The 13,731-nt window shown below is 69.2% G+C and carries 10 protein-coding genes; 2 read left to right on the top strand and 8 right to left on the bottom strand.

What is annotated here, in order from left to right:
• Positions 1-144 precede the first annotated feature (144 nt).
• Entirely contained in the window at positions 145-756 is a 612-nt protein-coding gene (locus tag ASD34_RS00050) for a DUF308 domain-containing protein (RefSeq protein WP_056571386.1), read from the bottom strand.
• A gap of 152 nt (positions 757-908) precedes the next feature.
• Here ASD34_RS00050 and ASD34_RS00045 point away from each other — a divergent pair, with 152 nt between their 5' ends.
• A complete protein-coding gene (locus ASD34_RS00045) occupies positions 909-2,378 on the top strand; it encodes an HD domain-containing phosphohydrolase (protein ID WP_056572419.1) in 1,470 nt (489 codons plus the stop codon).
• A gap of 16 nt (positions 2,379-2,394) precedes the next feature.
• On the opposite strand, the gene ASD34_RS00040 is transcribed toward ASD34_RS00045, so the two are convergent.
• The gene (locus ASD34_RS00040; protein ID WP_056571383.1) at positions 2,395-5,940 is read right to left on the bottom strand and encodes an indolepyruvate ferredoxin oxidoreductase family protein; all 3,546 of its coding nucleotides are present in this window, start codon (positions 5,938-5,940) and stop codon (positions 2,395-2,397) included.
• A gap of 263 nt (positions 5,941-6,203) precedes the next feature.
• Between ASD34_RS00040 and ASD34_RS00035 the strand changes: the two genes are divergently transcribed.
• Entirely contained in the window at positions 6,204-7,091 is an 888-nt protein-coding gene (locus tag ASD34_RS00035) for a LysR family transcriptional regulator (RefSeq protein ID WP_056571380.1), read from the top strand.
• Between the two features lie 50 nt (positions 7,092-7,141).
• Here the strand turns inward: ASD34_RS00035 and ASD34_RS00030 are convergent, their stop codons facing one another.
• The 6 genes from ASD34_RS00030 to ASD34_RS00005 all read right to left on the bottom strand — a co-directional run.
• A complete protein-coding gene (locus tag ASD34_RS00030; protein ID WP_056571377.1) occupies positions 7,142-8,032 on the bottom strand; it encodes an NAD(P)-dependent oxidoreductase in 891 nt (296 codons plus the stop codon).
• A 4-nt stretch (positions 8,033-8,036) separates the two neighbouring features.
• Entirely contained in the window at positions 8,037-9,485 is a 1,449-nt protein-coding gene (locus ASD34_RS00025; RefSeq protein ID WP_056571374.1) for an aldehyde dehydrogenase family protein, read from the bottom strand.
• A 25-nt stretch (positions 9,486-9,510) separates the two neighbouring features.
• A complete protein-coding gene (locus tag ASD34_RS00020) occupies positions 9,511-10,911 on the bottom strand; it encodes an amidase (protein ID WP_056571372.1) in 1,401 nt (466 codons plus the stop codon).
• Between the two features lie 7 nt (positions 10,912-10,918).
• On the bottom strand, positions 10,919-12,412 hold the full coding sequence (locus tag ASD34_RS00015) for an ABC transporter substrate-binding protein (RefSeq protein WP_056571369.1): 1,494 nt from the start codon (positions 12,410-12,412) through the stop codon (positions 10,919-10,921).
• A 54-nt stretch (positions 12,413-12,466) separates the two neighbouring features.
• The gene (locus tag ASD34_RS00010) at positions 12,467-13,282 is read right to left on the bottom strand and encodes an ATP-binding cassette domain-containing protein (protein ID WP_056571366.1); all 816 of its coding nucleotides are present in this window, start codon (positions 13,280-13,282) and stop codon (positions 12,467-12,469) included.
• Between the two features lie 8 nt (positions 13,283-13,290).
• The coding region (locus ASD34_RS00005; RefSeq protein ID WP_162248668.1) for an ABC transporter ATP-binding protein at positions 13,291-13,731 on the bottom strand (441 nt) is incomplete at its 5' end.

Raw genomic sequence — 13,731 nt, 5'->3', positions numbered from 1 at the left:
GCAGGCTGAACTTCAGGCACGCGATCTTCCGTTCCGCCGCGGCTTTCGCGCACTCGCACATCAGGTCTGCGCAGGCAGGTCGACATCACGAAGGGCCAGGCCAGCATCGAGCTGTCGCAGCTGCAAATGGACACGCGCCGCGCATCATCGACTGGAAGAAGTGGAAGATGTTGCCGGCGTAATGACCGGGTTCACGACCTCTCCAGTCGGCTTGCGATACAGGATCACGAGCCCGGAGATCAGGAAGTACACGGCGCCCACCGCCGCATAGCCCGCAAGTGTCTGGAGGACCGGCGCGCCAGTGCCTTGCCGTGCAACGAACAGGCCGCCGGCCAGCGCAGACTGCGCGCCGCTCAGCATCATCACCCACTGCCCCCGCTGGCTCTTGCGGCGGCGAAGGGCCGTCGCCAGCTGCAGAAGGCCCGAGACGATGGCCCAGACGCCGAAGATCGCCAGGTCGATCTGGAGCCCGAGCACCAGCGAGGCCACGACGGCCACGGTGACCAGCGCGCTGACCCACGTGTTCAGCATCTGACTGGAGTTGGCCCGGGGGCCGCCCGTCACCCGGGCGTCCACCAGGTTCGCCAGCGCGTCCCACGCCGGATAGACGACCAGCAGGATCGTCGTCAGCACCGGCGACTGCCTGACGACGCTGAAGGCCAGCGCGACCCACACGAAGGAAAAGGCCGCACGGCTGAAGTAAAGCTTGCGCAGCCAGGCGGCTGGCTGCAGAGGGGGTTGGATGGTGTCGGGCATGGCGGAGATGGGTCAGAGAAGGGTTGCGTGCGCCTCGCACGAGGCGGTTGCAATGATTCTTCTGCGTTCCCTCCGCCCGCGGTATCGGTCGAATGACCGACAGGCGCCGATCCGGCGGCTGTGCGATGCTGTGCGCTCGCCCCCGCGATCCCATGCCCGAAGACACCACCCTCACCGCTTTCGACGCGGCCCGCGCGCTCGCCTTCATCGGCGACCTGAGCATGGGCCAGCCCATCGACCATTCGCTGCGCACCGCCTGGCTGGCCGGAATGATCGCGACCCAAGCCGGCTGCAACGCGACGCAGGTCGAGGTGGCGCAACACGTGGCGCTGCTGCGCTGGTCGGGTTGCACGGCGAACGCGCAGGAGTTCGCAGATTTCCTTGAAGACGACGTGCTGGGCCGGCGAGCCCTTCTCGCCTCGTCGCAGCCGCGCATGCGCCAGCCCAACCGCGCGTCCATCCCTGGCGCCGTGGTGGAGATGGCCAACATCCATTGCGAGATTGCCGGCGACATCGCGAACATGCTCGACATGGGGGCCGAGGCCGAGGCCGCGCTGCGCGCCATCTTCGAGGCGTTCGATGGCAGCGGCGTGCCCGGCCTGTTGCAGGGCGACAGCGTGCCGCTTGCCACTTATGTCGTCGCCCTGGCGAGCGATCTCGAAATCTTCAGCCGGCTCTATGGGCTCGACGAAGCCCTCGTGCTCACGCGGGGACGCGCCAACAGCCTCTACCCCGGCGCCCTGGTCGACGCCTGCGCACCGCATGCCGCGGCGTGGATGATGCAGTTGGATGCTGCTGCTGCGCCGTGGACCGACGCCGCCCACACGTCGGCATCGATGCGCCAGCGCGTCGGGCTGGAGCTCGTCGGCGACGTGAGCGACCTCAAGCTGCCCTGGATGACGGGCTACTCGCGGCGCGTGGCCAAGCTGGCGCGCGACTGCAGCGCGCAACTGGGAATGAGCGACGCGTTGCGCCATCGCGTCTACCGGGCCGGCCTGATCCACGGCATCGGGCGGGCCGCGGTTCCCAACGTCATCTGGAATGCGCCCGAGCCGCTGCCGGCCGCGTCGATGGAGCGCCTGCGGCTCGTGCCGTACTGGACCTCCCGCGCCGCGGGGCAGATCGACGGTCTCTTGGCAGAAGCAGAGATCGCCTCGTTCGCTTTCGAGCGGCGCGATGGCTCCGGCTACTTCCGTGGCCGTTCCGGCGCGTCGATGCCGCTCGAAGGACAGGTCGTCGCGGCGGCCGAGCAGTGGGTGTCGCACCGCACCCGCCGCCCGTGGCGACCCGAACTGACCGACGCCCAGGCGCGCGATCGCATGCGGGCGGACGCCGAGGCCGGCCGCTTCGACAAAGAGGTGGTCGCCGCGCTGCTCGCCTGCGCGCTCTCGGGCACGCAGGCGAAGCCCGTGGTGCCCGCGCAGGACGACGCGTCGCTGTCCCAGCGCGAGCTGGACGTCCTGCGCTGCATCAGCCAGGGTGACAACACGAAGCAGGTCGCGCGTGCGCTGGGCATCAGTGCGAGCACGGTGCGCACGCATGTCGAACGTGTGTTCCGCAAGCTCGGCTGTTCGACGCGCGCGGCCGCCACGCTGAAGGCCTCTGCCAGAGGCCTGCTGTAGCGGGCCGCCCCCCCACTCAAGCGGCCAGCGGCTCCGCCTGGGCGGCCCGCGCGGGCGCCATGGCATCGAGCTGCCCGCGCAGCATCTCCCACCGCACGCGCGCCGACACGATGCTTTCTTCCTTCACATGCCCGAAGCCGCGGATCTGTTCCGGCAGGCGCGCCAGTGACAGGGCCGTCTCGAAGTCGATGCGCTCGAAGCGCGCGAGCAGGTCTTCGACCATCGCGCGGTAGTCGGCCACCAGCTGGCGCTCCATGCGGCGCTCGGCGGTGCGGCCGAACGGATCGAGCGCCGTGCCGCGCAGGCCGCGGAACTTGGCGAGCACGCGGAACGCGCCGAGCATCCACGGACCGAAGCTGGTCTTCAGCGCACGGCCTTCCGCATCGCGACGGCCCAGCACCGGCGGCGCCAGGTGAAAGCGCAGCACCGGCTTGCCGTCGAACTGCTCGCCGAGCTTCTCCATGAAGCGCGGGTCGGCATACAGCCGCGCCACCTCGTACTCGTCCTTGTAGGCCATGAGCTTGAACAGGCCCGAGGCGACGGCCTTCGCCAGCACGGTGCTGCCGCGCGTGCGCTGTTCGGCGTCGCGCACGCGTTCGACGAGGTCCGCGTAGCTGCTCGCGTAAGTGGCGTTCTGGTACGCCGTGAGGAACGCGGTGCGGTCGGCCACCAGCGCCTCGAAGCTCTGGGGCTTTTGCAGCGACACCACCTGCGCCGGCGCGGCCTGGCGCGTGACCGCCGCGAGGTCGAGCGCCGCCTTGCGGCCCCAGCGGAACGCGGCCTGGTTGGCCTTCACGGCCACGCCGTTGATCTCGATGGCCTTGTCGAGCGCCTGCGCCGACAGCGGCACGAACCCCTTCTGGAACGCGAAGCCCAGCAGGAACAGGTTGGCCGCGATGGCGTCACCCATGAGGCGCGTGGCCAGTTGCGTGGCGTCGATGAAGTCGGCGCGGCCTTCCACCGATTCCTCGATGAGCGCACGCACCTGCGTCGCTGGAAACTCCCAGTCGGGCTGCTGCGCGAAGTGCCCCGTCGGTTGCTCGAAGGTGTTGACCAGCGCGTAGGTGCGGCCCGGCCGCATGCGCGCGATGGCGTCGGGCGCGCCGGCCGTGAGCATGTCGCAGCCCAGGATCAGGTCGGCCTCGCCGGTGGGAATGCGCTGCGCCTTCAGCTGCGCCGCGTCGCGCGCGATGCGCACGTGCGACGTGACCGAGCCGTTCTTCTGCGACATGCCCGTCATGTCGAGCACGCTCACGCCCTTGCCTTCGAGGTGCGCCGCCATGCCGATCAGCGCACCGATGGTGATCACGCCCGTGCCGCCGATGCCGGTGATGAGGATGTTGTGCATGCCTTCGAGCACGAGCGGCGCCGGTGCGGGCAGGGCGGGTTCCTCGGCGGCCTTCACGGCCACGGGTGCGTGCTTGCGCGGCTTCACGCCCTCGACCGTCACGAAGCTCGGGCAGAAGCCCTTGATGCACGACTCGTCGGCGTTGCACGCGCTCTGGTCGACGCTGCGCTTCAGGCCCAGGTCAGTCTGCTTCGGTAGCAGCGCGGTGCAGTTCGACTGCTCACCGCAGTCGCCGCAGCCCTCGCACACCGCGTCGTTGATGAACACGCGCCGCGCGGCGGGCGGAAACTCGCCCTTCTTGCGGCGGCGGCGCTTCTCGGCCGCGCACACCTGGTCGTAGATCAGCACCGACACGCCCTCGAAGCCGCGCAGCTCGCGCTGCACCGCGTCCATGTCGTCGCGGTGGTGCACGCTCAGCGCAAAGAGGCCGTCGCGGTCGGGCGGCAGCAGGCTGCGGTCGGCCCAGCGCGTCGGGTCCTCGGCCACCAGCGCGATGCGCTTCACGCCTTCGGCCGCCACCTGGTGCGCAATGCGCGGCACGGTGATCGGCCCGTCGACCGGCTGCCCGCCCGTCATCGCGACCGCGTCGTTGTAGAGGATCTTGTAGGTGATGTTCACGCCCGCCGCCACGGCCGCGCGGATGGCCAGCGATCCCGAGTGGTAGTAGGTGCCGTCGCCGAGGTTCGCGAACACATGCTTGCGCTTGGAGAACCACGCCTGCCCCAGCCAGGGCGCGCCTTCGCCGCCCATGTGCGTGGTGGTGCGGTTGTGCTCGGGGTAGATGGCGGTGGCCATCACATGGCAGCCGATGCCCGCGAGCGCCAGGCTGCCTTCGGGCACCTTGGTCGAGGTGTTGTGCGGGCAGCCCGCGCAGTACCAGGCCGGGCGCGAGGGCGTGGCCACGGCCTTGCCGAGCACCACGTCTTTCGCGTCGAGGATCGCCAGCCGCATGCGGATGCGGTCGCTGGTGTGAAAGCGCGCCACGCGCCCGGCGATGACGCGCGCGATCTGCGCCACCGAGAAATCGGCCGTGGCCGGCAGCAGCCACTGGCCGCGCGGGTGCGCGCCCCATTCACCCTGTTCGTCGAACTTGCCGATCACGCGCGGGCGCACGTTCTCGCGCCAGTTGTACAGGTGCTCCTTGAGCTGGTACTCGACGATCTGGCGCTTCTCTTCGACCACCAAAATTTCTTCGAGCCCGTCGGCAAACTCGCGGATCGAGTCGGGCTCCAGCGGCCAGGGCATCGACACCTTGAACAGGCGGATGCCGATGCGCGCAGCCTCGTCGGCGTCGATGCCGAGTTCTTCCAGCGCTTCGAGCACGTCGCGGTACGACTTGCCCGAGGCCACGATGCCCAGCCGCGCCTGAGGCGAATCGATGGTCACGCGGTTCAGGCGGTTCTCGCGCGCGTAGGCGATGGCGGCGTAGATCTTGTAGTCCTGCATCAGCGCCTCCTGCTTGCGCGCCTGCACGCCGAGCGTGTCGGTCGACAGCCGCGCATGCACGCCGCCGGGCGGGAACACGAAGTCTTTCGGCAGCCGCGTGTGCACGTCGAGCGCGCCAGCGGCAATGGAGCCCGACGATTCCACCGTGTCGGCCAGCGCCTTGAAGCCGACCGGCAGGCCGGCAAAGCGCGACATCGCAAAGCCGTGCAGGCCCAGCTCGATGTATTCCTCCACGCTCTGCGGGTAGAGCATGGGGATCATCGACGCGGCGAACAGGTGGTCGCTCTGGTTGGGCAGGGTGGACGACGACGCGCCGTGGTCGTCGCCCGCCACCAGCAGGATGCCGCCCTTGGGCGAGGTGCCCGCGTGGCTCATGTGCTTGAACACGTCGCCGCAGCGGTCCACGCCGGGCGCCTTGCCGTACCACATGGCGAACACGCCGTCGACCGCGCTCTCGCCGGTCAGGTGCACCTGCTGCGTGCCCCACACGGCGGTGGCGGCCAGCTCTTCGTTCACGCCGGGCAGGAACTTGACGGCGTTGGCTTCGAGCTGCGGCTGGGCTTTCCACAGCGCCTCGTCCAGGCCGCCGAGCGGCGAGCCGCGGTAGCCCGAGACGAAGCCCGCGGTGTTCAGGCCGGCCTGCTGGTCGCGCCATTTCTGCACGAGCATGAGGCGCACCAGCGCCTGAATACCGCTCAGATAGATCCGGCCTTCGGTGGCCGTGTATTTGTCGTCCAGCGCAACGCTGGCGAGTTCGTGGGTTGCCATGAGAGAAAAGACTCCGGGTAGGACTCGTGGAATGCGGGCGTGGCCCCGGTAGAGGGCCGGCCCGCGACACGCCTCGCCGGGGTTGCCGCCGAGACAGCGACGATTCTTTCGCACCGCCGCCCGAAAGTGCTTCTTCGTTTCGAGGGGGAAACCCGCATTCCGGAAGAACCATCGTCGCCCAAGTCGATTCGCCGAAAGACCTTCGGCTAGGCTGTGCCCAGCGCACAGGCCCGACAATGTCCGCCCGATCGACCGAGAACCCGATGAGACCCGACCTGGATTCGCTGGCGCTGTTCCTGCGCGCCATTGAGCACGGCAGCCTGTCGAAGGCCGCCGCCGAGAGCCACATGGTGCTGTCGGCCGCGAGCCGGCGCCTGGCCATCCTCGAAAGCCAGCTCGGCGTGGGGCTGCTCAACCGCACCTCCAAGGGCGTCACGCCCACGGGCGCGGGCGAGTCGCTGGCCATGCACGCGCGCCAGATCCTGCGCGACGTGGACCGCATGCGCGCCGACCTCTCGGACTACGCGCAGGGCGCCACCGGTCGCGTGCGGTTGCATGCCAACGCGTCGGCGATGGGCCAGTTCCTGCCCGACGACGTGGCCAGCTTTCGCGTGCGCTACCCCGAGATCCGCGTGAGCGTGGAAGAGCACCGCAGCGTCTACATCGTGCAGGCCATCCGCGACCGCCAGGCCGACGTGGGCGTGATCACCAGCGAGGCCGCCGACCCGGCGCTGCACTTCATTCCGTACCGCACCGACCGGCTCGTGGCGATCGCGCCCCAGAAGCATCCCTTGCGCGGTCGCGAGGTGTCGTTCGAGGAACTGCTCGACTTCGACTTCGTGGGGCTCGAAGACGACTCCGCCATCTCCCGCACCATGGAAGACGCCGCGATGAGCGCGCGCAAGGTGCTGCGCCTGCGCGTGCGGGTGAAGAGCTTCGAAGCTGTGTGCCGGATGATCGAAGCAGGGATGGGCGTGGGCATCCTGCCCGAGGGCGCCGCGGTGACTTACCGCAAGGAGATGAAGCTGCGCTTCATCAACCTCACCGATGCGTGGGCTTCACGCCGGATGTACCTGTGTACGCGGCAGGAGGCGTTGAGTTTTCCGCAGCGGCGGTTGGTCGACCATCTGCTGGCGCGAGGGATGCCGTAGGAGCCATCGGGGGCGCGCTCCCGCCGACAGGAGCATCGCCCCGAAGAATGTCAGCGCAGCGCTTCGACCAGATCGAGCACCATGCGATCCGGCCCGAACACTTCGACGCCGTGCGCCAGCAAGGCATCCACAGCCTGTGCAATGCCGTGGCCCGAAGACGACTGCGCCGCCATGTCGTTGTAATACCCCAGGTCCTTCTTCGCATTCGCCATCGAGAACTTCAGCGAATCGGTGCTGCCCGTCAGCAGTTTGGGCTTGAGGCGTTCCAGTGCCACGCCGTTGCCGCCGCCCTTGGCGAGCACGTCCACGAACACCTCGGGTTTCACGCCGGCGCGCTGCGCGCAGGCCGCGGCTTCGCACAGCAGCGCGACGGTGCCCAGCGACACGAAGTTGTGCAACAGCTTCATCGCATGGCCCGCGCCGACATCGCCGACGTGGGTGACGTTCTCGGCAAAGCAACGCAGCAGCGGCAGGCACGAGGCCAGCACCTCGGCGTCGCCGCCCACCAGCAGGTTGAGGCGGCCTTCGGCGGCCTCCTTGGCAGTGCGGGTCATCGGCGTGTCGAGGAAGCGGCCGCCCTTGGCGTGCACGGCCTGCGCGACCTTGGCGGTGGAGGCAGGCACGGCGGTGGAGCAGTCGATCACCACGGTGCCGGGGCGCAGGGTCGTCAACGCGCCCTGGTCGCCGAGCATCACGGCCTCGACCTGCGGCGTGCCGGTGACGCACAGGATCAGCACATCGACCTGCGCGGCCAGCGCGGCCACGTCTTTCACCGAGGTGGCGCCGGCCTTCAGCAGGTCGTCGATCGGCTGGTTGCCTGCGTGCTCCAGCACCGTGAGCTGGTGGCCGTGCTTGACGATGTTGCTGGCGATGCCGTGGCCCATCAGGCCGACGCCGACGAGGCCGACCTTGCGCGGGGTTTGTTGTTCAGAAGTGGTCATGGATTCATCCGTGCTTGATGGCGATGGTCTTGAGGGTCGTGAAACCGAGCAGGGCCTCGAAGCCCTTTTCGCGGCCGAAGCCGCTCGATTTCACGCCGCCGAAGGGCAGTTCTACACCACCCGCTGCGCCGTAATTGTTGACGAAGACCTGGCCGCAGTGCAGCTTGTGCGCCATGCGCAGCTGGCGCGCGCCGTCGCGCGTCCACACGCCGGCTACCAGGCCGAAGTCAGTGCCGTTGGCCAGGCGCACCGCCTCGGCCTCGTCGGCGAAAGGCATCACGGCCAGCACGGGGCCGAAGACCTCGCGCTGGGCCAGGTCGCTGTCGTGCGGCACGTCGCGGAACAGCACGGCTTCCTGGTAGTAGCCGGTGGACGGCGCCTGCGGCGACACCGCGCCGCGCGCGGCCACCTTCATGCCCTGCGCCTCGGCGGTGGCGACCATGTCGCGCACCTGGCGGAACTGCTTCTCGTTGATGAGCGGACCCATGTCCAGGTCTTCGGCGGGCGTGCCCGCGCGCACGGCGGTGAAGCGCTTGGCGAGCCGCTGCACGACCTCTTCGTACACCGATTGCTCGACCAGCACGCGGCTGCCCGCCGAGCAGGTCTGGCCGGCGTTCTGGATGATGGCGTTGAGCAGCACCGGTTCGGCCGCGTCGAGGTCGGCGTCGGCGAACACGATCTGCGGCGACTTGCCGCCCAGCTCCAGCGTCACCGGGCAGTGGCGCTCGGCGGCGGCCAGGCCGACGCTGCGGCCGGTCATGGTCGAGCCGGTGAACGAGATGTGGTCGATGCCGGGGTGCGCGCACAGCGCGGCGCCGGCTTCCTTGCCGTAGCCCGTGACCACGTTGAGCGCACCGGCCGGAAAGCCAACCTCGGTCGCGATCTCGGCCAGGCGCAGCAGCGAGAGGCTCGCGTCTTCCGCCGGCTTCACCACGCAGGCATTGCCCGCAGCGAGCGAGGCGCCCACGCTGCGGCCCGCGATCTGCATCGGGTAGTTCCAGGGAATGATGTGGCCCGTCACGCCATGCGGGATGCGCACGGTGAGCACGGTGTAGCCGCGTTCGTAGGGCAGGGTGTCGCCGTGCAGCTTGTCGCAGGCACCGGCGTAGTACTCGAAGTAGCGCGCCAGCGCGGTCGCGTCGTTGCGCGCCACGCGCAGCGCCTTGCCGGTGTCGCGTGCCTCGAGCTGGGCGAGTTCTTCGTGGTGCTGCATCACGGCGGCGCCGAGCTTGGCGAGCAGCCGGCCGCGCTCCAGCGCGGTGGTGGCGCCCCAGGGGCCGTCGAAATGCTCGCCCATGGCCTGGCGCGCGGCGCGCACGGCGGCGTCGATGTCGGCAGCGGTGCCGCGCGCAATTTCGCCGAATTTCTGGCCGTCGCTCGGGTCGATCACGTCGATGGTGGCGTTGTCTTCGGACGCTACGCGGCGGCCGTCGATGTAGTGGGTGGCATTCATGGAATGTGTGTCTCCTTGCGGCCGGTCACTTCGGTTCGGGCCAGGGGTGTTGTGCGTCGCGGATCTGCTCGAAGGCGCGGCTGAACTGCAGTACGCCCAGGTCGTCGAAGCGGCGGCCGGCCACCTGCAGGCCGATGGGCAAGCCTTCGGCCGAGTAGCCGCAGTTGATCGACGCCGCCGGCTGCTCCGACATGTTGTAGGGCACCGTGAAGCCGATGTGTTCCAGCGGCCGCATCGGGTCATTGGTGGGTGAGGCATGGTCCGCGGGCGCGGGCATGTTGGGCGACACGGGCGAGATCACGAAGTCGTAGGCCTTGGTGGCGGCGATCGTGGCCGCGCGCGTGGCGACGAACTGGCTGTAGCCGTCGAAGACGTGCGCGCCCGAGAAGCCGGCCGCGCTCTCGGCCCACTCGCGGATGTACGGCAGGATCTTCGCGCGCTGCTCGGCCGTCATGGCCTGCATGTCGAGGCAGGAGCGCATGCGCCAGAAGTGGTCCATGCCTTGCAGCATCTGCGGCGTCATGAAGGCGGGGATTTCCTCGACGTGCGCGCCGGCCGCCTCGATGCGCCTGGCGGCATCGCGCACGGCCTGTGCGATCTGCGGATCGAGCGGCAGGCCGCAGCCGGCGTCCATGTGCAACGCCACGCGCTTGCCCTTGAGGAAGGACGGATCGACCTCGAAGGCGTTCCAGTCGATGGCCGGTGCCGGCAGCTCGGAATAGTCGCGGTCGTCGGGTTGCGCGACCGAGGCCATCATCAGCGCCGCGTCGGCCACGGTGCGCGTCATCGGGCCGGCGCAGCGGCCCATGTAGGGCGAGCTCAGCGGAATGCGGCCGAAGCTGGGCTTGAGCGTGAAGATGCCGCACCAGCTGGCCGGCAGGCGCAGCGAGCCGCCGATGTCGGTGCCCACGTGCAGCGGACCGTAGCCCGCGGCTGCAGCGGCACCCGCACCCGCGCTGGAGCCGCCCGGCGTGCGCGAGGTGTCCCACGGGTTGCGCGAGAGGTCATGAAAGCTCGACAGGCCCGACGACAGCATGCCCAGGTCGGGCATCGTGGTCTTGGCGACCATCACCGTGCCGTCGGCCTTCAGGCGCGCGGCGGGCGGCGAGTCGTAGGTCATCGGCACGAGCGCGTAGGCGGCGGTGCCCAGCGGCATCGGGTCGCCTTCGGTCGCGAGGTTTTCCTTGATGGTCACGGGCACGCCGTCGAGCGCGCCGCGCGGCGCGCCGGCGAGCCAGCGTTGTTCGGAGGCGCGCGCCTGTTCGAGCGCGGCTTCGGGGCGGAACAGCCAGGTGGCGCGCAGTTGCGGCTCGCAGGCCGCGATGCGCTCGTTGACCGCGCGCGTCACCTCGACCGGCGAGAGTTCCTTGGCGGCGTAGGCGGCGTGCAGTTCCTGCACGCCCAGGGCGTAAAGAGGCTTCGTCATGGCAGCATCAACCCCACGAGATCGCGGCCAGGTCGTTCGCGACGATCGGCATGTTCGGCCACAGGCCCTTCACTTCCTTGCGCGCGACCGTGGGGAACACGGCCTGGAACAGGAAGCCGTTGACCGCGTCGGTCGCGAGCATCTTCTGCGCCTCGCCGAGCAGCGCGTTGCGCTTCTTCTCGTCGGGCTCGCTCTGCACCGAGGCGTACAGGTCGCGGAATTTCTTGGAGTCGTAGCCCCAGTAGTAGTCGGGCTCGGTGTACTTCACGAGGTCGAAGGGCTCCACGTGCGCCACGATGCTCAGGTCGAAGTCGTGCCCGCCGCCGAAGGTGCCGCTGAGCCACTGCGCCCATTCGACGTTCTGGATCTTCACGTTGATGCCGATGGCCGCGAGCTGCGCCGCGATCACTTCGCCGCCTTGGCGTGCATACGAAGGCGGCGGCAGCGTCATGCGCAGTTCGAGCGGCGTCTTCACGCCCGCGTCGGCCAGCAGCTTCTTCGCCTTGGCGATGTCGAAGGGGTTGATGCCGGTGGTGTCGACATAACCCGGTGCACCGATCGGGTAGTGGCTGCCGATGGCCTTGCCGAAACCGTCGGCCGCGCCCTGGATCACCACGTTGCGGTCCACCGCGGCCAGGATCGCGCGGCGCACGCGCACGTCGTCCAGCGGCTTGCGCTTGTTGTTGATGGCCAGGATCACCTTGCTGCGCGTGCCCACTTCGAGCACGCGGAAGCGCGGGTTGGCGCGGAACTGGCCCACGCTGCGCGTGCCGGCGCGCGGGAAGATGTCGATGTCGCCGGCCATCAGCGCCGCGGTCTGCGCGGCCGAGTCGGACATGAACTTGAAGACGAACTTGTTGACCTTGGCCAGCGCCGGATTGCGGTACGTCGGCGACTTCACCAGCGAACAGGCCGAGCCGCGCTGCCAGCTGTCGAGCTTGTAGGGGCCGGTACCCACGGGCCTGGTGGCGTTGGTGTCGGCGCTCTTGGGCTCGACGATGCAGGCCGTGGCCTGGCCGAGCATGAACAGCAGGTCGGGGTTGGGTTGCGCGGTGGTGATGACCACCGTGTCGGCGTCGGGCGTCTTCAGGCTGATCTCGCTGAAGAAGCGCTTGTCCTTGTTGGTGCTCTTCTCGCCGGCGGCGCGCTCGAAGCTGAACTTGACGGCGGCGGCATCGAAGGCCTCGCCGTTCTCGAACTTCACGCCCTTGCGCAGCTTGAAGGTGTGGGTCTTGAGGTCGGGCGACGCGGTCCAGCTCTCGGCCAGCAGCGGCGTGACGCTGCCGTCGGCGTTGATCTTGGTCAGCGTCTCGAAGATGTTGTAGTGCGCGATCTCGGCAATGGCCGAGGCGGCGGCGGTCGTCGGGTCCAGGCCCGGCGGTTCCAGCGGCATGCCGATGGTCAGCATGTTCTTGCCGGTCTGGGCCTGCGCGAACAGCGGAAAGGCGCCGGGGATCGCGGCGGCGATGGCGGTGCCCATGAGGGTGCGTCGCTTCAACATTCTGTGGTTCTCCTGGAAGACAAAAGTAGGGCGATCGGTTCAGACCGATCGAGCCTATCGGGACGGCGTGTGCAGCACGGCCGACAGCAAGGTGCGTGTGTACGGGTGCTGCGCGTTCGCAAAAAGTTCGGCGGGCTCGCCGCGTTCCACGATCTGGCCCTTGAACACCACGCACACCTCGTCGCACAAGTGGTTGACCACAGCCAGGTCGTGACTGATGAGCAGGTAGCTGATGCCGAACTGCTGCTGCAGGTCCTGCATGAGGTTGAGCACCTGGGCCTGCACGGACACATCGAGCGCGCTCACGGGCTCGTCGGCCACGATGAGCTTGGGGCGCGTGATCAGGGCGCGTGCAATCGCGATGCGCTGGCGCTGGCCGCCCGAGAACTCGTGCGGGTACTTGTCCAGGTCCGTGGTGCGCAGGCCCACGGCCGCGAGCGCTTCGGAGGCGCGCTCGCGCTGTTCGGCGCGGCTGGTTTGCGCCAGCGCCTCGAGCGGCTCGGCCACGATGCGCGCGACGGTCTGGCGCGGGTCGAGCGAGCCGTACGGGTCCTGGAACACCATCTGGAAGTCGCGCCGCGCGGTGCGCAGGTCGGCCCTCGAGAGCGTGTGCAGGTTGCGGCCTTCGAGGGCGACGCTGCCCGAGGTCGGCGTGTCCAGCGCCATCACCAGGCGCGCGATGGTCGACTTGCCGGAGCCCGACTCACCGACGATGCCCAGGCTCTTGCCGGCCTGCACCTCGAAGCTCACGCCGTTGAGCGCCTTCACGGTGGGCGGCGGGCCGAAGAGCTTCTCGCGCGGCAATGCGTAGTGCCGCACGAGGTCGCTCACCTGCAGCAGCGGGGTGGAAGAAGCGGGCGTCGAAGTCATCGGGGTGCTCATGCGGCGGCCCGCGTGGCGTGCGCGGCGACGGCGTCGAGGTGCAGGCAGCTCACCGCATGGCCGTTGGATTGGCGGGCCACCGGCGGCTTCGTGGTGTGGCAGGCGTCCGTGGTGAAGTCGCAGCGGCCCGCGAAGCCGCAGCCGCGCGGGATGTCGACCAGCTCGGGCACGCTGCCGCGGATGGTGGGCAGCCGGCCCGCGCGCACGGCGCCGAGCGCGGGGCGCGCCGCGAACAGGCCGTGCGTGTAGGGGTGGGCGCGGTCGGCAAAGACCGCGTCGGTCGGGCCGCTTTCCACGGCGCTGCCGCCGTACATCACGAGCATGCGCTGCACGCTGCTGGCAATCACGCCGAGGTCGTGCGAGATGAGGATCAAGGCCATGCCCATCTCCTTGACCAGGCTCTGGATCAGGTCGAGCACCTGCTTCTGGATCGTCAC

The sequence above is a fragment of the Variovorax sp. Root473 genome (assembly GCF_001426505.1).
In the GTDB taxonomy this organism is placed as follows: domain Bacteria; phylum Pseudomonadota; class Gammaproteobacteria; order Burkholderiales; family Burkholderiaceae_C; genus Variovorax.
The sequence above is the reverse complement of the archived record's forward strand: the minus strand, read 5'-3'. Positions and strand labels throughout refer to the sequence as shown.

What these genes read in the sequence shown, in the direction of transcription:
- ASD34_RS00050 (WP_056571386.1), bottom strand. Translation starts at nt 756, where the DNA reads ATGCCCGACACCATCCAACCCCCTCTGCAGCCAGCCGCCTGGCTGCGC.
- ASD34_RS00010 (WP_056571366.1), bottom strand. Translation starts at nt 13,282, where the DNA reads ATGACTTCGACGCCCGCTTCTTCCACCCCGCTGCTGCAGGTGAGCGAC.
- ASD34_RS00015 (WP_056571369.1), bottom strand. Translation starts at nt 12,412, where the DNA reads ATGTTGAAGCGACGCACCCTCATGGGCACCGCCATCGCCGCCGCGATC.
- ASD34_RS00045 (WP_056572419.1), top strand. Translation starts at nt 909, where the DNA reads ATGCCCGAAGACACCACCCTCACCGCTTTCGACGCGGCCCGCGCGCTC.
- ASD34_RS00030 (WP_056571377.1), bottom strand. Translation starts at nt 8,032, where the DNA reads ATGACCACTTCTGAACAACAAACCCCGCGCAAGGTCGGCCTCGTCGGC.
- ASD34_RS00020 (WP_056571372.1), bottom strand. Translation starts at nt 10,911, where the DNA reads ATGACGAAGCCTCTTTACGCCCTGGGCGTGCAGGAACTGCACGCCGCC.
- ASD34_RS00025 (WP_056571374.1), bottom strand. Translation starts at nt 9,485, where the DNA reads ATGAATGCCACCCACTACATCGACGGCCGCCGCGTAGCGTCCGAAGAC.
- ASD34_RS00040 (WP_056571383.1), bottom strand. Translation starts at nt 5,940, where the DNA reads ATGGCAACCCACGAACTCGCCAGCGTTGCGCTGGACGACAAATACACG.
- ASD34_RS00035 (WP_056571380.1), top strand. Translation starts at nt 6,204, where the DNA reads ATGAGACCCGACCTGGATTCGCTGGCGCTGTTCCTGCGCGCCATTGAG.